The 20,717-nt window shown below is 61.5% G+C and carries 16 protein-coding genes; 11 read left to right on the top strand and 5 right to left on the bottom strand.

Going from position 1 to position 20,717, the window contains the following annotated elements; genetic code table 11:
• Positions 1-27 precede the first annotated feature (27 nt).
• From purH to J2887_RS02710, 8 genes are all read left to right on the top strand, one after another.
• Positions 28-1,608, top strand: a complete 1,581-nt coding sequence (gene purH / locus J2887_RS02745; protein WP_227173925.1) for a bifunctional phosphoribosylaminoimidazolecarboxamide formyltransferase/IMP cyclohydrolase — start codon at positions 28-30, stop codon at positions 1,606-1,608.
• A gap of 18 nt (positions 1,609-1,626) precedes the next feature.
• Complete coding sequence (purD, locus tag J2887_RS02740) at positions 1,627-2,910, top strand: phosphoribosylamine--glycine ligase (protein ID WP_227173924.1); 1,284 nt, start codon at positions 1,627-1,629, stop codon at positions 2,908-2,910.
• A 116-nt stretch (positions 2,911-3,026) separates the two neighbouring features.
• On the top strand, positions 3,027-3,989 hold the full coding sequence (locus J2887_RS02735; RefSeq protein WP_227173923.1) for an alpha/beta fold hydrolase: 963 nt from the start codon (positions 3,027-3,029) through the stop codon (positions 3,987-3,989).
• 28 nt (positions 3,990-4,017) lie between these two features.
• Positions 4,018-5,589: a cation:proton antiporter family protein gene (locus J2887_RS02730; RefSeq protein ID WP_227173922.1), complete on the top strand. Its 1,572-nt coding sequence runs from the start codon at positions 4,018-4,020 to the stop codon at positions 5,587-5,589.
• Between the two features lie 162 nt (positions 5,590-5,751).
• Positions 5,752-7,059: a sigma-54 dependent transcriptional regulator gene (locus J2887_RS02725; RefSeq protein ID WP_227173921.1), complete on the top strand. Its 1,308-nt coding sequence runs from the start codon at positions 5,752-5,754 to the stop codon at positions 7,057-7,059.
• 93 nt (positions 7,060-7,152) lie between these two features.
• Positions 7,153-7,650, top strand: coding sequence for an acyl-CoA thioesterase (locus J2887_RS02720; protein WP_227173920.1), 498 nt, complete (start codon positions 7,153-7,155; stop codon positions 7,648-7,650).
• Positions 7,651-7,846: 196 nt separating this feature from the next.
• Positions 7,847-8,707: an immunity 49 family protein gene (locus J2887_RS02715; RefSeq protein ID WP_227173919.1), complete on the top strand. Its 861-nt coding sequence runs from the start codon at positions 7,847-7,849 to the stop codon at positions 8,705-8,707.
• An 85-nt stretch (positions 8,708-8,792) separates the two neighbouring features.
• Positions 8,793-9,356, top strand: a complete 564-nt coding sequence (locus tag J2887_RS02710; RefSeq protein ID WP_227173918.1) for a hypothetical protein — start codon at positions 8,793-8,795, stop codon at positions 9,354-9,356.
• 288 nt (positions 9,357-9,644) lie between these two features.
• Here the strand turns inward: J2887_RS02710 and J2887_RS02705 are convergent, their stop codons facing one another.
• The 5 genes from J2887_RS02705 to J2887_RS02685 all read right to left on the bottom strand — a co-directional run bounded on the left by J2887_RS02705 (position 9,645) and on the right by J2887_RS02685 (position 16,787).
• Positions 9,645-10,163, bottom strand: coding sequence for a DUF7691 family protein (locus tag J2887_RS02705; protein WP_227173917.1), 519 nt, complete (start codon positions 10,161-10,163; stop codon positions 9,645-9,647).
• Between the two features lie 252 nt (positions 10,164-10,415).
• Positions 10,416-11,885: an IS1182 family transposase gene (locus J2887_RS02700; RefSeq protein WP_227173916.1), complete on the bottom strand. Its 1,470-nt coding sequence runs from the start codon at positions 11,883-11,885 to the stop codon at positions 10,416-10,418.
• 124 nt (positions 11,886-12,009) lie between these two features.
• The gene (locus tag J2887_RS02695; RefSeq protein WP_227173915.1) at positions 12,010-13,605 is read right to left on the bottom strand and encodes an isocitrate lyase; all 1,596 of its coding nucleotides are present in this window, start codon (positions 13,603-13,605) and stop codon (positions 12,010-12,012) included.
• Between the two features lie 191 nt (positions 13,606-13,796).
• Positions 13,797-15,761, bottom strand: coding sequence for a CASTOR/POLLUX-related putative ion channel (locus J2887_RS02690; protein ID WP_227173914.1), 1,965 nt, complete (start codon positions 15,759-15,761; stop codon positions 13,797-13,799).
• A gap of 111 nt (positions 15,762-15,872) precedes the next feature.
• Entirely contained in the window at positions 15,873-16,787 is a 915-nt protein-coding gene (locus J2887_RS02685) for a lipid A biosynthesis acyltransferase (protein ID WP_227173913.1), read from the bottom strand.
• 156 nt (positions 16,788-16,943) lie between these two features.
• On the opposite strand from J2887_RS02685, the gene J2887_RS02680 reads away from it, so the two are divergent.
• The 3 genes from J2887_RS02680 to J2887_RS02670 all read left to right on the top strand — a co-directional run bounded on the left by J2887_RS02680 (position 16,944) and on the right by J2887_RS02670 (position 20,716).
• On the top strand, positions 16,944-17,939 hold the full coding sequence (locus tag J2887_RS02680) for a ChaN family lipoprotein (protein WP_227173912.1): 996 nt from the start codon (positions 16,944-16,946) through the stop codon (positions 17,937-17,939).
• Positions 17,929-18,723: a PaaX family transcriptional regulator C-terminal domain-containing protein gene (locus J2887_RS02675; RefSeq protein WP_227173911.1), complete on the top strand. Its 795-nt coding sequence runs from the start codon at positions 17,929-17,931 to the stop codon at positions 18,721-18,723. The genes J2887_RS02680 and J2887_RS02675 overlap by 11 nt, the downstream gene beginning before the upstream one ends.
• Before the next feature lie 466 nt (positions 18,724-19,189).
• Positions 19,190-20,716 (top strand): flavin-containing monooxygenase, encoded by a 1,527-nt coding sequence (locus J2887_RS02670; protein ID WP_227173910.1) that lies wholly within the window; start codon positions 19,190-19,192, stop codon positions 20,714-20,716.
• The last annotated feature ends 1 nt before the right edge of the window (position 20,717 follow it).

Raw genomic sequence — 20,717 nt, 5'->3', positions numbered from 1 at the left:
GTTCAGACCCAACGAAAAATGTGACCCATGGCTAATCAGGTAAATACCCCCGTCCGTCGTGCGCTGATCAGCGTTTCCGACAAAACCGGCATTGTTGAGTTCGCCCGCGCCCTCACCGCTCAGGGCGTTGAGCTGCTGTCCACTGGCGGCACGTTCCGCCTGCTGCAGGAAAACCAGATCGCTGTCACCGAAGTCAGCGACTACACCGGCTTCCCGGAGATGATGGACGGTCGCGTCAAGACCCTGCATCCGAAGATCCACGGCGGCATCCTGGGCCGGCGCGGCACCGACGACAGCGTCATGGCGCAGCATCAGATCAACCCGATCGACATGGTGGTGGTCAACCTGTACCCGTTTGAGGCCACCGTCGCCAACCCCGACTGTGACCTGGCGACAGCCATTGAGAACATCGACATCGGCGGGCCCACCATGGTGCGTGCCGCAGCCAAGAATCACAACGACGTTGCCATTGTGGTCAACGCCTCCGACTATGACCGGGTGCTGGCCGAGCTCGCCGACAACAACGGCGAACTGAGCTACGCCACCCGGTTTGATCTGGCGGTCAAGGCGTTCGAGCACACCGCCGGTTACGACGGCGCCATTGCCAATTACCTGGGCGGCCGCACCACCGACAACGACAACGCCGACTTCCCCCGCACCTTCAACAGCCAGTTCGTCAAGGTGCAGGACATGCGCTACGGCGAGAACCCGCATCAGCGCGCCGCCTTCTACGCCGAGCGCAACCCGCGGGAAGCCAGTGTCGCCACCGCCAAGCAGTTGCAAGGCAAGGAGCTGTCGTACAACAACGTCGCTGACACCGACGCCGCCTTGGAGTGCGTCAAACCGTTCGCCGATCCGGCCTGCGTGATCGTCAAGCACGCCAACCCCTGTGGCGTGGCCATTGGCGCCGACATTCGCCAGGCCTACGACCTGGCATTTGCCACCGACCCCACCTCCGCCTTTGGCGGCATCATCGCCTTCAACCGCGAGCTGGACGCCGAGACCGCCAAGGCCATCATCGACCGCCAGTTCGTGGAAGTGATCATCGCGCCCACCATCACCGCGGAAGCGGTTAAGATCGTCGCCGCCAAGAAGAACGTGCGCCTGCTGGCCTGCGGCGAGTTCAGTGCCGAGCGTGAGAAGGCCATGGACTACAAACGGGTCACCGGCGGCCTGCTGGTGCAGGACCGGGATCTGGGCATGGTCGCCATGGAGGACGTCAAAGTCGTCACCGAGCGCCAACCCACCGAAACCGAGTTGAACGATCTGCTGTTCGCCTGGGAAGTGGCCAAGTACGTCAAGTCCAACGCCATCGTCTACGCCAAGGCCGGCCGCACCATCGGCATTGGTGCCGGCCAGATGAGCCGGGTCTACAGCGCCAAGATCGCTGGTATCAAGGCCGCGGATGAGAATCTGGAAGTGAAGGGATCGGTGATGGCCTCCGACGCCTTCTTCCCGTTCCGGGACGGCATTGACGCCGCCGCCGCCGCGGGGATCAACGCGGTGATCCAGCCTGGCGGTTCCATGCGTGACCAGGAAGTGATCGACGCCGCCAATGAGCACGGCATCGCCATGGTCTTCACCGGCATGCGCCATTTCCGCCACTAAGCGTTAAGGATTCAGACTATGAACATTCTTGTAATTGGCAGTGGTGGACGCGAACACGCCCTGGCCTGGAAAGCGGCCCAGTCGCCCAACGCCGACAAGGTCTTCGTCGCCCCCGGTAACGCCGGTACCGCCGGCGAGCCGAGCCTGGAGAACGTCAACATCGACGTTATGGATCTCGACGGCCTGGCGGATTTTGCCGAGCAGAACCAGGTCGGGCTGACCATCGTCGGCCCGGAAGCACCGCTGGTGGCCGGCGTTGTGGATCTGTTCAGCCGCCGCGGCCTGCGTGTCTTCGGCCCGACCGAGGGCGCCGCGCAGCTGGAAGGCTCCAAGGCTTTCACCAAGGACTTTCTCGACCGCCACGCCATTCCCACCGCCGCTTACGCCAACTTCACCGATGTCGATGAAGCCCTGACCTATGTACGGGCACAGGGCGCGCCGATTGTGGTCAAGGCCGATGGCCTGGCTGCCGGCAAGGGCGTCATCGTTGCCATGACCCTGGAGGAGGCCGAAGCCACCATCCGCGATATGCTGGCAGGCAACGCCTTCGGCGACGCCGGCAGCCGGGTGGTGATCGAGGAGTTCCTCGAGGGTGAGGAAGCCAGTTTCATCGTGATGGTGGACGGCGAGCACGTGCTGCCGATGGCCACTTCTCAGGACCACAAGCGTGTCGGCGACGGTGACACCGGCCCCAACACCGGCGGTATGGGCGCCTACTCCCCGGCACCGGTGGTGACCAACGAGATCCACCAGCGCATCATGGACGAGGTGATCTACCCCACCGTGCGCGGCATGGCGGCCGAAGGTCATCCCTACACCGGCTTCCTGTACGCTGGCCTGATGATCGATGGCGCCGGTGCTCCCAAAGTGATCGAGTTCAACTGCCGCTTTGGTGATCCGGAAACCCAGCCCATCATGCTGCGAATGAAATCCGATCTGGTAGCGCTGTGCGACGCCGCCATTGACGGCAAGCTGGACCAGTGCGACTCCGAGTGGGACGAACGCGCCTCCGTCGGTATCGTGCTTGCGGCCGGCGGCTATCCCGGCAGCTACAACAAGGGCGACGCCATTTCCGGGCTGCCGCAGGCCGAGATCGATGGCGAGAAGGTCTTCCACGCCGGCACCAAGCTTGATGGCGAGCAAGTGGTGACCAGCGGCGGCCGGGTGCTGTGTGCCACCGCCCTGGGCAACTCGGTGACCGAAGCCCAGCAACGGGCGTACGCCCTGGCCAGCCAGATCCACTGGGATGGCGCCTTCTACCGCAAGGATATTGCTTACCGCGCCATTGCCCGGGAGCAGTAGGCCCCAGCGCGGTGATCCCGAAGCCCGGTTATTGACCGGGCTTTTTTTTGCGCTAGTGTAAGGGGTTCTGTCGCAAGGCTTTTCGGCCAACCCCAGACACGCCCAAGGACCCGATGATGGCTCAGCCTCCCCCCCAACTCCGCCTGCTGCTCTGTCTCTTGCTGATTCTGACCCTCAATGGCTGCAGTCGCCAGGAACTGTTTGACAAGGCCATGGCCTGGGAACGCAGCTCCGCCGGGCTCACCGTCGATCAAATCGAGGTCGGCGAGCTCAGCATCAGCTACCTGCACAATCAGGAAGTCAAGGACGGCCCCACCCTGGTGATGCTCCATGGTTTTGGCGGCAACAAGGACAACTGGGTGCGGATGGCCGGCGAGCTGACCGACCAGTTCAACGTTGTCGCCCTCGACCTGCCCGGTCACGGTGACAGCAGCAAGCCCCTGACGCTGGGTTACCGCCTGGAAGACCAGGTCGGCTACGTCCACGACACCCTGGCGGCGCTGGGCGAATCGAAGGTGCATCTGCTCGGCAACTCCATGGGGGGTGCCATCACCGCGCTTTACGCCGCCACCTATCCGGACCAGGTCCACTCAGCCAGCCTGTTCAGCCCCGCGGGGGTGTTCAAGTACGACAGCGAACTGGTTACCCGGATTGAGGAAGGCCAGAACCCGCTGATTGTCAGCCAGCCCGGTGATATGGAGCGGCTGGTGGCGTTCGTGATGAGCGACCAGCCGTTTGTGCCCTGGCCCATCTACGACGTGATGGAACAGCAGGCCATCGCCAACCGGCCGGTGTATGAGAAAATCTTCCTGGCGATTCGCGATTCCGGCTACGATAACGCCTTCCGGGACCGGCTCGCCGACATCCAGGCGCCGGTGATGCTGGTGTGGGGCCGGGAAGACCGGGTGATTGACTACCGCAATGCCGAGGTGTTCCAGCAGCGGATCAATACCACCGTCACGCACCTGCTCGACGACATTGGCCATGTACCCATGATCGAGACCCCGGACCATTCCGCCGAGCTGGTCAGAGCGTTTATCAACGCACCACCCGCCGCTGGCGCAACCGTTATCCGTTAACACCCACGCACGTTAAGGCAACACGCGCATGCCCGAAGCTCTCTGGATCTCCTTCGCCTTTACCCTTGGCCTGATTGTAAAGGCGGTCGGCCTGCCCCCGCTGGTGGGCTACCTGGCCGCCGGCTTTGCCCTGAGCGGGCTGGCGACGGTTACTCCGCTGGCGGTGGAGAACACCGATGTACTTGATCACCTCGCCCACCTCGGGGTGCTGCTGTTGCTGTTTACCGTCGGCCTCAAGCTCAAGCTGCGCTCGATCCTCAGTCCCGAGGTGATTGGCGGTGGCCTGCTGCATTTCACCATCAGCTGCTCGCTGTTTACGCCGGGCATTTACCTGTTACTGGATACCGACTGGTCCACCTCGCTGTTGCTGGCCATTGCACTGTCCTTCTCCAGTACCGTACTGGCGGCCAAGGTGCTGGAAAGCAAGCGGGAACTGCGCGCGTTTCACGGCCGTGTCGCCATCGGCATTCTCATCATGCAGGACCTGATCGCCCTGGTGGTGATGAGCATTGCCGCCGGCAAAACTCCGTCAATCTGGGCTCTGGGAGTGTTCCTGCTGCCACTGTTACGCCCACTGCTGTACCGGCTGCTGGATGCCAGTGGCCACGACGAACTGCTGGTGCTGCTGGGCCTGTTGCTGGCACTGGTGCTGGGCGGCCTTGGTTTCGAAGCCGTTGGCCTGAGCTCGGAACTGGGGGCACTGGTGTTCGGTGCCATGCTGGCGAACCACCCGCGGGCGGTGGAATTGTCGAAGTCGCTTTGGAGCGTCAAGGAGATGTTCCTGGTGGGCTTTTTCCTGCAGATCGGCATCGGCGGTCTGCCGGACCAGCAGGCGCTGATCTTTGCTGTCGCCGTTGCCCTGCTGCTGCCACTCAAGGGCGGGCTGTTCTTCTTCCTGCTGCTGGCCTTCCGGCTGCGGGCCCGCAGCGGCTTTCTGACGTCGCTGTCACTGGCCAACTACAGCGAGTTCGGTCTGATAGTGGCAAGCGTGGCGTTGCCGGAGTGGCTGGTTCCGCTGGCGATCGCCGTGTCGCTGTCGTTCGTGATCTCGGCCCCCATCAACCGGGTTGCCCACACCCTCTACGAACGTTACTCCGGGGCCCTGAGCCGATTCCAGGCCGACCGTCACCACCCGGACGAGCAGCCCATCTCGCTGGGAGACACCCGCATCCTGGTGATGGGCATGGGCCGCACAGGCTCGGCGGCCTACGACCGGCTGATGGACTCGGAGCCGCGGATCATGGGCCTGGACTCGGACCCCGCCAAGGCCCACATGCACCTCAAGGCCGGCCGCAACGTGGTGTTTGCCGACGGCGAAGACACCACCTTCTGGGAAGCCCTGCACATGCCCAAGGTGGAAGCGGTGGTGCTGGCGATGAGCGACATCGAGAGCAAGATCATCGCCGCGCGGATGCTGCGAAACCGGGGCTTCGACGGCTTCATCATTGCTCACACGATGTTTTCCGACGAGGCCGAGAAGATCAAGGAAGCCGGTGCCAACGAGGCCTACCTGACCATGAACGAGACCGGCGTGGCACTGGCCAGTCACATCGATGACTATCTCCAGGCCGGCACGGCCACCGGAGGTAGCAGCGGCTGACCCTCACAGAAACGTCAGTGGATTTTACAGTTTTTGACAGGCTGACCGCCGCCCCGGAATCGCCTGACACCGCCATTGGCGCCCTGACGGAGCGTGGCATGTAATCTGCTTATACAGATCCAGAGAACGAATCCGGACACCTTTAGGCACCGAGGGCAGGTAATGGGGGCAGACAGAACGCTGTTATGGTTATCACCGGACCCGGAGCAGTCCCTGCCGACCCAGACCCTGGCGGATCGCTGGCATTTGGTGCCAATCGACCTCAACCAGCCCCCCAATGTCCGCTCCGTGCCACCGGTGCCCCGGGTTGGCGTACTCGACCTGCAGAACTACGACAGCGAGCGCTTTCCCTGGCTTGAGGAATGGCTGGTCGCGCTGGCGCCCACAACCTGGGTCGGTCTGACCAGTCAGTCACCCTATGACGAACCAAGCCTGGGCACACTGATTGGCACCTACTGCGCCGACTACCACACCCTGCCTCTGGATCTGCCTCGGCTGGACACCGTGCTCGGCCACCTTTGGGGGATGGCGGATCTGCAGGCACGGCTGGCCGAGGGCCACAAAGCCAGCCTGCAACGCCACGCTCTCGCCGGCGACTCACCACGCATTCACCAGACCCGGACTCTGCTGCAGCGGTTCGCCCAGACTCTGGAACCGGTGTTGATCCACGGTGCCAGCGGCACCGGCAAGGAGGCCGCCGCCCGCTTTCTGCACGATCACTCGCCGGTATCCCAAGGCCCGTTCGTCACCATCAACTGCGCCGCCCTGCCCAGCAGCCTCAGCGACGACGCCCTGCTGGAGCATGAACCCGGTACCGGCGTGGGCAGCGTGGACAGCGCCCATGGCGGCAGCCTACTGCTGCAGGCGGTGGACGAGTTGACCCTGGAGCAGCAACCGGCGCTGCTCGGGCTGTTTCAGGATGAGCCCGGAGCCGCCGGCCACCAGCGGGACATCCGCATTATCGCCACCTGTACTCGCCCACTGGATGCGCTGGTTCACGCCGGTCGCTTCCGCAGCGACGTGTATTACCGTCTGGCAGGCCTGGAAATCCAGCTACCGCTGCTGAGCGAACGACTGGAAGACATTCCCACCCTGCTGGAACTGTTCTTCGACGCCCTGCCGGACGCCCGTCGCCACCCGCCCCGGCGGCTGGACGAGAGCGCCATGCGGGCCCTGTTGCTGCACGACTGGCCGGGCAACCTGCGGGAGCTGAGCAATCGGTTGCGGCAGGCGGTATTGCTCAGTGATCGACGCACCATCACCACCAACGACCTTGGCCTCACCCCACATCCGCCCGGGCAGTACGAAGGCCTGAGCCTTGACCAGTTCCGCGCCCGCGCCGAACAGCAGGCGGTGTCCTGTTCCCTCGCGCTGACCCACAACAACGTATCCGCCGCCGCCCGGCTGCTGGATATCTCCCGGGTGTCGATGTACCGGTTGATGGAGAAGCACCGCACCTACCGGGGCTGAGATCGCACACACAGCCCGACGACGTCCATCAACGTAGCCCGACAACGTGGCTTCGGTTACGCTTACCCCAGCCATCCATTACAGGGACACGTCATGCAGCAGGACAACGCCCGGCCGGTGTCGGCCTCCGCCGTGGACAGCCACGTCTACAAGGTTTTCCCAAACGATCTCAACTCTCATGAAACCGTCTTCGGCGGCATGATCATGGCCAAGTGCGACCGGCTGGCGCTGGTGGTAGCGGAACGTCACTCCGGGTTTGTCTGCGTGACCGCAGCCGTGGACTCCATCCATTTCCGGGCGCCCGCCAAGGGCGGCGACACCCTGCTGTTCAACCTGGCGCTGAACCGGGTCTGGGGCTCATCCATGGAAATCGGTGCCAGGGTCATGGCGGAGAACAGCTACACCGGCGAGGTGCGCCATATTCTGTCGGCCTATTTCACCTTCGTTGCGCTCGATGAGAACGGTCGGCCGATCAGTGTGCGTGCCGTACAACCGGAAACAGCCGACCAGCAGCGCCGCTACCGGGACGCGGAAACCCGCCGTCAGGGCCGCCTCGCCACCCGGGAGAAGCTGGCGGCGTCGAAGGCGTGAGTGTTTGAGCCTCTGACCCTGAGTTCATTCCGCGTATTCGCATCAATCAGATGGCGGCGGGGGTAAGGATAGTTCTGATAACATCGACGATTTGAAGCGTTGCCTTATAGCCAGGAAGACTCTGGCCTTCAACGTATCTGGTAAAACGAAACCTGCCAGGAACGCAGGTTATCTAGACAGCAGGGAGGGTACGACTTTGAAATATGACGTTGGGCAGATGCTCGAACACTACAACATTAGCCTGGACCATGCCTACGAGTTGCGATCTGAGCTTTATTTTGGCGCATTAGACCGGGTCGCGGAAATGGTCCGAGCAAACCCGAAAAGAGCCTTGCATGTACGGATGGGGATCACCAAGAAATACCTAGTGATTGAAAACCTGAAGCATGGCGGCACCGAACTGGCGGGTGAGTTACTGGTAGAGGCCGGTCAGCTCGCCGTCGGGTTCTTTCAGAACCTGATGGCTGACGAGCAGCCGCTTACGATCCGGTTTCGGCGCGGTGATCTGGAGACGGTTGGGAAAAACTCCAGGTCAGATAAGGGCGTGAACGATTGGTGTAAGGCGTTCTGGCTGGCGTTGATCAACCGGGATAGCGATGGTCTGGCGATTCTGGATCAAGTCGGACTGGATATCTTCCTAGATAATAACGGGGGGCCTGACACCGCCTTCAAGCTGACGCTGAGTAATTTCTATAAGGCCTTGGCGAAAGCCGAGCCGAACCTGACGGGGAAAATGCAGGCCACCCTGGAGACGCTGGAAACCGAAGGCTGCCGGGCTTACGACGTCCAGTACGAGGGCCAGATTCTGCTGCCCTCGCTGGCGGTGCTGGCCGCCGTGCTGAATGAGGAAGGCGAAGCTCGTTATAACGAGCTGTTGCAATCCGCGCTGGAGCAGCACCAGGCCTTCTGGCAGGCGTGGTCAGCCAATGACCCTGACAGCGACGGACTGCTTTCCCTTCCCCTCACCGCCATGGCCTCGGTGGCCTACGACCGGGCCGGGTATAGGGTGACCGAGGCCAGCGACTTCGTGCCCAACTGGATGGTGGAAGGGCAGTGAAGCAGCGAGCGGCTTGTGCCGCTACCTACTGATAACCCGCAATAAGGAACACACGATGTTTTCACGGATGACAGAAGGAACTCCGATGATCAAGCGAATGACCGTATCGATTGCTCTCACCGCTGCGTTGGCTGCGCCGGTGGCGGCGGAAAGCCTCACCGAGGAGCAGGTGGCCCTGTTTCTGGACAAGACGCCGGCGATTGAAGCCGTGTTGGCGTCGACCAATCAGGACTTGTCCAAGGCTGAGAATAAGCAGGTACAAAATGCCATTTTCGATCTGCGCCCCTATACCACGTTGACCGAGATCATGGCGACCAAGCCATCGATGGCAATGCTGGACCAGGTGGCCCGGAAATCGGGTTATGACGGATTTGCGGACTACGCCCAGGTTTTCGACCGCATCTTTTCGATCGCAATTACCGGCGATATGGTGGCGACCGCCGCTACCCTGGGGGAACCCAATCCCGATCCCGCGCTGTCCCAGAATCCCTACGCCTATGTGAATGATGACAGCAACCCGCCGGAGCTGCGGGCGAAGATTCGCAACGATCTGAACGAGTTTTGCCAGGAGCGCTGTGTAAACCCTGACGACATGGAGATCGTGGGCCGCCACTACGAAGCGGTGGCTGAGGCCGTGCACGTCAGGTGACGCTAGCACCTGGTGACAGCGGTCGCGATACCGGCGATGAGACCGGGCATGGCGAGATGCCCAGCGTTATCGGCTTGATGAAATCTGTCGCTGGTGGCTATCTACGAGTACGTCGCAGATGGGGCAACCTCTCCGAGTCGCCGACGACTGTCTGAGCAGAAGCTTCAAAGCATCGTTGAAGACGTGGCAGCTTAATCCCAAGGACCGGCACGGTTGTCGCAGCTAACAACCGTGCCGTAATGGAGACACTTGGGCTGGAGTACTGACCAGAGATCCCGCCGCCCCCTCTCAGTAATAAAAGACAACCAAATCCTGTTCATGGGGCTGAACGAAGTCTAGCCAGCCATTCATTTCTATACGGCACTCTTCCGGCATCGGGGCGGTTTTGAGCTCTTCGCGGAGCTGAGCCTGGCTGCTGGGGCGGCAGGCATAGACCGAAGGAAAGTCGTCAGGCATGGGGAGTACCGGGTGGCTCAGGCAGTAAAGCTTGATACTGCTCAGGTTATCCACGATCGCTGGATCACATGGATAACAGCTTTCGTTGGGGAGGCGGCCACCGAATACGTGGCACAGGATTTCGAAGACGTACCAGTAAAGGTGCGGATAAGACGGATGGTTGACCTTGCCTGCGATAAAGTCATCCAGCGCCTGAATGGCTTTCACCGGCTCCATAAAATCACTGTCTATCTGCGCCAGAGCCGGAGCCAGGGATTCTCTTAGGCCAGCCAGTTCGTCTTCCTTCAGGTTACGGCCCAGCTCATTGATGTAATCGAGGTTGCAGGTGTAGGGAACCAGTCCATAGCTCATAATGATGTTCGCTCCATGACTCGCACTTGCCGATCAACGGCAGCAGGTAGTTTGATTCAGACTCTGGCTGTTTTGGCGGAAAGAGACCAACGCCTTGAGCCGTCGTGAGTTTTTACCAGATGGTTAGCCGGAATTCTGGGCAACCGGGTAATTGTTTTACACCGATAAAGCAAAAAAGGCGACCCGAGGGTCGCCTCAGACTGCTGACAAACCCCGGTTTTCCGGGGTTTGTTGCATTTGGTCGTTCTGTTTTCAGCCGACGGTCGCTTGAGTCAGCCTTCCTCGTCGATACTTCCTATCAACCCGTTTTTGAGTCCATGCCAGGATAGACGCCTGTAAGACCAGTGCTGCAAGCGATTTCAGCCCCAAAATACGCGCCAGGAGCTGCGCGATCTTCTTCATATTCTGGGCAGTCGCAGCCAACAGACATTGCTCGCGGACCTTTGACAGCCCTCGCAATCGAGCATAGCGATGGCCATGCAACTGCTTGGCATCCGCGAACGAGCGCTCCACCGTCTCTTGCCGTCGTTTGTACAGCGCCTTGCCCCAAGGCGTTAATCGGTTTTGGTCGACTCGTTCTTTGCAGTCCTGCCAAACATGGCGGGTGAGCACCTTGACGTGGTTAGCGCTGCGCGTGCACTGACCAAGTAGCGGGCAGTCTTTGCAGTGAACCGGGTTGGACTTGTACTCCCGGTAGCCCTGCCGGTTGGTGGTGGCGTAGATCAGCAACTGTCCCTCGGGGCAGCGATAGGTATTGGTTTCCGGGTCATAGGTGAAGGCACGCTTGGGGAGATAGCCCTTGGGCTTGTTGGGGCGTCGGTAGCCCATCACGCCATAGATGCCCCGGTCTTCCAGGCCCTTGCAGAGACCCGCCGTGTAGTACCCCGCATCCAACCCCACACCCCAGACGTCAAAACCGAAGCGTTCTCGCTGGCGGTCCAACCGATCGAGGTAAGGCCGGCTGTCATGGAGATTGGCCGGGGTCGCGTAACTGTCTGTGATGATGGCATGACGCCCATCCACCGTCCGGTGGTCCAGATAGAAGAAGCCTTTGGGTTTCCCTTCCCGCACCATGTAACCGCTGTCCGAGTCGGTACGACTCACCTTGGTGTCCTTCATTTTGGGCGGCTGCTCGGACAGCTTCGTTTTCAGCGGCTTCTTGCCATGAGCCTTGCGGTCGCTCTCGATCGCCTGCTCCAGACTCTCCAGGTAATCCACCACCTTCACTTCCGCCTGTGCCAGGTCGTACTTGTTCTTGTTGGCGTTGGCCTTGAGGTGGGTGCTGTCGGTGTAGAGCACTTCGCCACCAACCAGGCCGTACCTCATGGCCTGAAGCACGATCTCATCGAAGATCTCCTGATAGATGTGGCTGTCATGAAAGCGACGACGGCGGTTCTGGCTCAGCGTGGAGGCATCTGGCACCTTGTCGGTCAGGTTGAAACGCAGGAACCAGCGGTAGGCCACATTGACCTGAATCTCCCGCACCAGCTGCCGCTCACTGCGGATACCGAACAGGTAGCCCAGAAACAGCATCTTGAACAACACCACCGGATCAAGGGCCGGGCGGCCGTTGTTCGCGCAATACAGGTGCAGTACACGCTCACGAATGAACTCGAAATCAATGGCGTGATCGATTGAGCGAAGCAGATGGGTTTCAGGAACCAGGGACTCGAGACAGACCATCTCGAGTTCGTGTTGTTGTGGGGAGGGCTCTTTGAGCATGGGGCAGCCTCTGGAAAGTCGCTGACCCAATTACAACAAACCCCCGCTACCATGGCGAGGGTTTGTCAGCAGTCTGAGGCGACCCGAGGGTCGCCTTTTCATCAACACAGGGTGTCGATCGAGATTAGATGTTCTCGAACTGACCCATGGTGTTGTCTTTACCACCAGCCTTCAGAGCTGCTTCGCCAGCGAAGAACTCTTTGTGGTCGTCACCGATGTTGGAACCAGCCATATCCTGGTGCTTAACGGTGGCGATACCCTGACGGATTTCCTTACGCTGTACGCCTGCAACGTAGGCCAGCATGCCTTCGTCGCCGAAGTAGCCCTTGGCCAGGTTGTCGGTAGACAGGGCCGCGGTGTGGTAAGTCGGCAGAGTGATCAGGTGGTGGAAGATGCCCGCTTCGCGAGATCCGTCACGCTGGAAGTTCGCAGTCCACTCGTCAGCCACTTGCGCCAGCTCAGTGCTGTCGTAGTCGGCGCTCATCAGACGGTCGCGATCGTAGGCAGATACGTCCTTGCCTTCTTCTTTCCAGGCATCGAATACCTGCTGACGGAAGTTCAGGGTCCAGTTGAAGGACGGGCTGTTGTTGTAAACCAGCTTGGCGTTGGGCACCACTTCACGGATGCGGTTAACCATGCCAGCGATCTGGCCAACGTGCGGCTTCTCGGTTTCGATCCACAGCAGGTCAGCGCCGTTCTGCAGGCTGGTGATGCAATCCAGAACAACACGGTCTTCGCCAGAGCCAGCCTTGAACTGGAACAGGCCGGAAGCCAGACGCTTCGGACGAACCAGCTTGCCGTTCTGCTTGATCACAACGTCGCCGTTGGCAATGTCGTCAGCGCTTTCGATAACGTCGCCATCGATGAAGCTGTTGTACTGGTCGCCCAGGTCGCCCGGCTCGTTGGTCACGGCGATCTGCTTGGTCAGGCCAGCGCCCAGGGAGTCAGTACGGGCAACGATAACACCGTCGTCCACACCCAGCTCCAGGAACGCCAGACGTACGGCGTTGATCTTGGCGATGAAGTCGGCGTGAGGAACGGTAACCTTGCCGTCCTGGTGACCACACTGCTTCTCGTCAGAAACCTGGTTCTCGATCTGAATGCAGCAAGCACCGGCTTCGATCATCTGCTTGGCCAGCAGGTAGGTCGCTTCGGCGTTACCGAAACCGGCGTCGATGTCAGCGATGATCGGCACAACGTGGGTTTCGTGGCTGTCGATAGCGGCTTCAACTTCTTTGGCCTTGGCAGCGTCACCGGCTTTCTGGGCCGCTTCCAGGTCACGGAACAGGTGGTTCAGTTCCCAGGCATCAGCCTGACGCAGGAAGGTGTACAGCTCTTCGATCAGACCGGATACAGAGGTCTTCTCGTGCATGGACTGGTCAGGCAGCGGACCGAACTGTGAACGCAGGGCGGCAACCATCCAGCCAGACAGGTACAGGTAACGACGCTTGGTGGTACCGAAGTGCTTCTTGATGGAGATCAGCTTCTGCTGACCGATGAAGCCGTGCCAGCAACCCAGGGACTGGGTGTACTGAGAAGTGTCCTTGTCATACGCTTCCATGTCTTCGCGCATGATCTTGGCGGTGTACTTGGCGATGTCCAGGCCGGTCTTGAATTTGTTCTGGGCGCGCATGCGGGCTGCGTGCTCAGGAGAAATGTTGGCCCAGTTGTTTTGCTTGATCAGGGATGCGATGGCATCGACGTCGCTTGCGTATGGCATGGTCTCAGTCCTGTCTCGTAGGTTTGAGGTACTGCATAGGGTGGTGGCCGACCGGAGTCGGCCACCGTTTCAGACATCCCGTCACGTGTTTTACGGGCGATCGGGTGCTGAGTTGCGGATACTGTAATGGCCCCAATTTCATAATTGAAATTTATATTATCTATTTCCAGCATTTTTTTGCTGAATGACGATCAGTCCGCCGACGAGGCCACCGGGTTGGTGACCGCCAGCACCACCAGCCGGTCCCCGGGGCTCAGGTCCAGGTAGCCGCTGCGGCTGGGGTTCAGCTCGAGCTGTGGGCCTGTGGCATGCCAACGCCAGACCCCGACTGCCAATTCCCCCTGATGGGCCAGTACCCGTTCCAGGGCACGAAAATCCGCGCTGGCCGGCAGCGGGTAATCCGCCGGGTCACGGAACTGAAACTCGGCACCGCCGGCACAGAACAGCTCGTCCAGCACGACCCGCAGTTCCGGCCGTAGCGCCACCTGGGCCAGGACGTGACTCAACACCATCGGGCTCACCAGCATCTCGGCCTGATGCACCCCCAGCAGATCCCGGTTGTCCGGATCACTCAGCTCCAGAATCAGCTGCGGTCGACCACCGGCTTCCGCCAGGATGTCCTCAAGCTGCAGGTACCCCACCATGGCCCGGGCATCGGCCTCTTCCCCGGAAGACAGTCGATCGCTGCTCAACAGCAGAATGGTGTCGTAGCCGTCCGGCCGCAATCGCCGCAACTCGCCTTCCACCATGTAGTCCGCTTCCAGGTGCTGACATCGCAGGCGCCGGGGCGTGCCCAGGTAGGCCGACACCGCACTGACCCGCTGGGCCTCCGGCACCACCGACACCACATCCACCTGCAGCTGCTGCTGAGGATAGCTGTCCAATTCCTGCAGCAGCGCCGGTACCTTTCGGCTCCAACCCAATACCAGCACCCGCCGTTCCTGGGCGGCGACCGCCACGGGTGCGACCGCCGGCGTTCGGGGCACCGGCTTCAGCGGCGACTGACGGCCGTCCGGCTCGGTGTCCTCGTAGCTGCGGGCCATCATCACGATGCGATCCCCCGCCACGATCTCCGTCGTTGTCGCCACCGCCAGCAGCACCTGCCACTGGCCGTCATCGCCTTTTCTCAGCAGACCCAGCACCAGGGCACGGGGCCGCTGACAGGCCAGGGTTTCCAGCGTCATGCCCACCAGACCATCGTCACTGCGAATGTACAGCTCGTTACCAACGCCGGAGGTAAGCAGTTCGTTGTAGATTGCCGACAGCCCCGGATGGAAGACATTCTGGGCCAGCAGCCGACTGATGGTGGCGTCCCCCGCCACCACTTCCACCGGGCCCGGGTAAGCCCGCTCGATGACCGGACGCTTGCGCAGATCCTGCACCTCCGCCACCACAAAGGGCAGCACCTGGCCCGATTGCCGGGCCTGGGCGGTGATCGACAGCAACGCCTTGACGGTCTCCACATCGGCACTCACCAGACTGCTGCTGGGGTGAACCGCGCTGGGAATGATAACCGCTGCCGCCTCAAGACATGCGACCCGGTGCAGGGCATCCGGCTGGATCGCCTGCCCGGCCCTCAGAATCACCTGCCGGGCCTTGCCGCCAATACCGGGCTCGCTACGAAGTTCCAGCACCTGGGCTGCTGACGCCTCTTCCGACAACACCACCAGATTCAATCGCCGGGCGTCGTGGCGCTCCAGAAAGCGCCGTACCCGCCGGCTGGCGCCCAGCAGTTCCGACAACAGCGGCAGGGTGAGCGGTGTCCAGCCCAGTACGACCACGTGGTTTTTCAGCGACACCGGAGTCAGGCCCCGCTCCAGGTCATTCATCAGCGTGATCAACCAACGGGTCAGGATCGCCACCAGGGCACCCAGAAACACCACGTAGCCGCTGATGGTCAGTAACGTGGAGACAAAACGTTGCCAGCTGCCACTGTCGTCTCCCAGGTACCCCGGGTCCGTCAATCGCAGGAAGGCCCACCAGATTGCATCCCCCAGACCGTCAAACGGCTCTCCCAGCGGCGCCACCAGTAAGCCCCCCACCAGGGAAATCAAACCAATCACCAGCGCCACAACCAACAGCTGAAACGCCGCGCCACGGACGAACTGGCGCTCAACAAAGAACTTCACACGATCAATAAACCGCAATGGCAGCATGACGGGGGCCACCTCCCTTGGCGAACAGGGTTCCAGACAACGACCAACCAGCCGGGTTGGTCGGGGTTGGTCAGGGTAGCCTCAATGTAGCATGAACCCCGGCCAGGTCAGCTAGTAAACCGCCGCAGCCCCAGGGGGGCGGGTTTTGAAGCGTTTGTGCAACCACCAGTACTGGTCCGGGTAACGCCGAATGGTGTCTTCAATAAAGCCGTTCCAGGTGGCCGCATCCTGCTGCGGGCACTCACCAAAACCCTCTTCAATGACCGAAAACTCAATGCGGTAATTGCCATCCTCGTTACGCAAATGGCTGACGCAGATCACCGCTGCGCCGGTCTCCCGGGCAATGTGGGTGGGTGTGCTGATGCAGCCGGTGTCGACACCGAAGAACGGGGCAAACAGATCGGTACGGCGACCAAAGTCCTGATCGCAGCCGTACCACACCTGACCACCGCCACGGAGGAAATCCATCATGCCGCGTAGTTCCCGCTTGGTGAACGGCTGGATACCGAAATGACGACGGCGGCCCCGTTCGATCATTCGGTCGATCACTGGATTGTTGTTCGGCCGATACATGTAACCGGGATTGGGCAGGTGGCAGGCCACCAACGGCAGCGCCAGATCGAGGATACTGTAGTGGCCGCCGATTAGCAGCACCCCTCGCCCACGATCCAGCGCCTCCTGCACGTGCTCCAGCCCCACCACTTCCGCCGCCTGTTGCCAGGGTCGGGTATCCCCCCACCAGCTGTGCAGGCTCTCGAAGACGCCCTGGGTGCAGGACTCGAATGAGGCTGTCATCAATTGCTGGCGCTGCTGCTCTGTCAGTTCCGGCATACAGGCCGCCAGGTTGGCGTCCACCACCCTTGCGCGGGAACGGAGCTTGCGGCTAAATACGCCGCCCAGCTTTCGACCCCAGCTGCGCTTGGTGGCCATCGGCAGCTGGGCCAGCAGATACAACACGAAAACCACGGCCCAGGACGGCCAGAAACCGGGGTGCCACAATGGGCGAGATGTCTTGCGTTTGCTCACGGACGGTACTTCCTTTAAGTCTTGTTATCGGAGTCCAACTGTCGTCCCGGAACCGCATCCCGGGAGGCAACCGTCAGAGCGACCGGGAGGGTGACACAATTGACAGGGGCTTGATAGTCACTGTTTTATGACACCCTCGCACTGGAAACGGAAATCATGATGACTCGAATTCTCAGCTTCGCAGCCTTCACAGCACTGGCGGCCACCGCCTGCACCACTGTCCCGCCGTCGCCCCCCGCCGAAGCCCCGCTGACCAGCCTCTACGACTATCGGATTGTCGACCCGGACTCTGGCCAGGTCATGGCGCTGCCCCAGCTCGCCAGTGCGCTACAGAATGCCGACGTGGTCTTTATCGGCGAGCTCCATGGCCACAATGGTGCGCACCTGTTGCAGGCCCGACTGCAACAGGCGCTGTATCAACAACAGCCGCTTCAGGTGCTGTCGATGGAGCAGTTTACCGTGGAGCACCAGCCGACACTGGATCGCTACCTGGCGGGGGAATTGGGCGAGGCGGAGATGATCGAAGACGCAGACGCCTGGGACAACTACAAGGCCTCCTACCGCCCGCTGGTGGATTTCGCCCTCGCCCGCGACCTGCCGGTGATTGCCGGCAATGCCCCGGCCCAGCTGGTGCGCTGCGTCGGTCGGCAGGGGCCGGACTACCTGACACGGGCCCCCAAAGACCTGCAGGCGCTGTTGCCAGGCGACCCGTTCTACGGCACCGCGCCTTACCGGGAAAAATTCCTTGCGACGCTGACCGATCACCAGCATGGCCCCGGCGACCCCGAGCGCCTGGAGAACAGCTACCGCGCGCAACTGCTGCGGGACAACACCATGGCCAGCCGCATTGTCCAGGCACTGGCGGATCATCCGGGGGCACAGGTAGTGCACACCAACGGCACTTTCCACAGCGAGCACCGCCTCGGCACCGTCGCTGCGCTCAACGCACGGGCACCGGAGCTTACGGTGCGGGTGATCTCACCGGTGGTGACCGACGTACCTGCCGAACATGTGTCGCAAGACGACCGAGAAAAGGGCGACTATCTTTACTACCTGAGGCCACTCCAGGAGGACTATCTCGACAGGGACCGCGAACTGCAGGCCATGATGAAACGGTTCCGGCAAGCCAGCGAGAACAACTGTGAAACCTAAACCCCAACGACTGCTGATGAACATGATGATGGCGGTGGATGATCGTATCGTTCACGTGCGCGATGCCATCCACGCCTGCGAGCTGTTCGATGTCAGCAGCAACAGCACCCGGGTGGCGCTGGCGCGATTGTCCGCCGACGGCCTGATCGAGTCCTGCGGGCGCGGTCAGTATCAGCTGACTGACAAGGCGCACCGACTCGCCGACGACCTGCGGGGCTGGCGTACCGCCCTCGAGCGCCTGGTGCCCTGGAGCGGTCGCTGGCTGGCCGTGCACTGCGGCGACCTTGGCCGCAGCGACAAGCCGGTACTGCGACGACGGACCCGTGCCCTGCAGATGAACGGTTTTCAGGAACTGTCCCGGGATCTGTTCGTGCGACCGGACAATCTCGCCGGCAGCACCGATGCCATCCGCCAGCGCCTCTACCGCCTCGGCCTGGAGCCCGAAGCACCGGTGTTCGCCCTCAGCGAGCTGGATTCACGTCGCCAGCAGGTGGCTCGTACCCTGTGGGATCGGGACGCCCTGGAAACCGGCTACCAACACACCACCGAGCGGCTGCACCGCTGGCTCGACAAAGCCAAGGACCTGGAACCGGAAATTGCCGCCCGGGAGTCGTTCGAGATCGGCGACGAGGCCATCCGCCAGATTGTATTTGATCCGCTGTTGCCGGACGCGATGGTAGACCAGCAGGCCAGGCAGCGCTTCTTCGACGCCCTGCTGGAACACGATCAGGTCGGCCACAGCATCTGGCAGCGTCTCTACCACGAGGCCCAATCCCAGGGCTAGGGAGCCTCCGCACATCCACCAGGCCAGACACCGCCCCCTTGGCCCCACCAACCGCGCTGGCGAAATCCTCGGCCAATCCCACGCCACCGGGGAACGGCGTAGATTAAGGAGCCTCTGATCAACTCCGGATCGCCTCTGCGCGATCTGAGGGCTGTAGCTGCAAGGCGCGGTCCGCAGGTAATGGCCGTAGCCCTTGGCAAGGGCCGCAACGCCGCAGATGCAGCCCTCAGAGTGCGCCCTTCGGGGCCTTCAGAGCGATCCACACTCGGCGTTGCGCCTTCTTGAAAGGCAACCAGCCTTCCTGCAAAGCCGCGCCTTGAGTGTGAACCGCTCTGAAGGCCAGAGGTGATCCGGAGTTGATCAGAGGCTCCTTTAAACTCACGGCATTGCACAACCACAGTGGTCGCCCTGGCGGCCCTGATGACAGGCCAGCCGCCAGATGCTGGCCATCTACAAGAGGTTTACCATGAGCCAACAGCACCTTGATGTCCTGATCGTGGGCGCCGGTATTTCCGGCATCGGCATGGCCTGCCACCTGACCCGCAACTGCCCTGACAAACGCTACGCCGTCCTGGAACGCCGCGACGCCATTGGCGGGACCTGGGACCTGTTCCGTTACCCCGGCATTCGCTCCGATTCCGACATGTACACCTTCGGCTACAACTTCCGGCCCTGGACCGGTGGCAAGGTGCTGGCGGACGGGCCGTCGATCCGACGCTATGTCTGCGAAACCGCCGACGAGTATGGCGTCACCGACAACATCCGTTTCGGCCGCAAGGTGGTACGCACCAACTGGTCCAGTGCTGACAAACGCTGGACCGTCAACGTGGAACGGGAAGATGGCAGCGAAGCGGAAACCTACACCGCCAACTTCCTGGTGGGTTGCACCGGATACTACAACTACGATGCCGGCTACAAACCCGACTTTCCGGGCGAGGCCGACTTCAAGGGCCAGGTGATCCACCCCCAGCACTGGCCGGAGGACCTGGATTACAGTGGCAAGAAAGTGGTGGTCATCGGCAGTGGCGCCACCGCCGTAACGCTGGTGCCGACGCTCACTGACAAGGCTGCACACGTCACCATGCTGCAACGCTCGCCCACCTATCTGATGCCACTGCCCTCAGTAGATCCAATCTCGGTGACGCTGCAGAAACTGTTGCCGGACCAGTTGGCCTATCGACTGACCCGTGCCCGCAACGTCACCCTGGCCCGCACCATCTTCGAACGCTCACGCAAGAATCCGAAAGCCGTACGCCGCCTGATACTCGGCATTGTACGGCGGCAGTTGGGCGGCAAGGTCGACATGCGCCACTTTTCGCCGGACTACAACCCCTGGGACCAACGCCTGTGTGTGGTTGCCGACGGCGATCTGTTCAAGGCGCTGAAAGCCGGCAAGGCCTCCATGGCCACAGACCACATCGACCGCTTCACCGAGAACGGCATCCGGCTACAATCCGGTCAGGAACTGGAGGCCGATATCATCATCACCGCCACCGGTCTGGATGTTCAGATGATGGGGGGCATGGATCTGGAAGTAGACGGTCAGCCGGTACCGATCCGGGATACGCTGATCTACAAGAACGTACTGGTGGAAGGCGTGCCCAACGCCGCGATGATTTTCGGCTACACCAACATTTCCTGGACCCTGAAGGCCGATATCGCCAGCGAATACATCTGCCGTCTGATCAATCACATGGACCGTAAGGGCTATCAGGAGTGTGTCACCCACGATACCCAGAACAGCCGCACCGAGGACACCATCCTGGGCTCCCTCAGTGCCGGCTACATCAAACGCGCCAACGACCGTCTGCCCCGCCAGGGCAGCCAGGGTCCGTGGAAAGGCTCACAGAACTACCTGGAAGACGTGAGGACCCTGCGCTTCGATCCCATCGAGGATGGCTACATCGAGTTTGACGGCCGCCGCAGCAAGCAGGGCCAGGGCCGCGCCACACGTTTTATGGCGCCCCTGCGTTCGGCACTGTTCGGCGCCTGAT

The organism is Marinobacter sp. CA1, from assembly GCF_020546665.1.
Taxonomy (GTDB): Bacteria; Pseudomonadota; Gammaproteobacteria; order Pseudomonadales; family Oleiphilaceae; genus Marinobacter; species Marinobacter xestospongiae.
The sequence above is the reverse complement of the archived record's forward strand: the minus strand, read 5'-3'. Positions and strand labels throughout refer to the sequence as shown.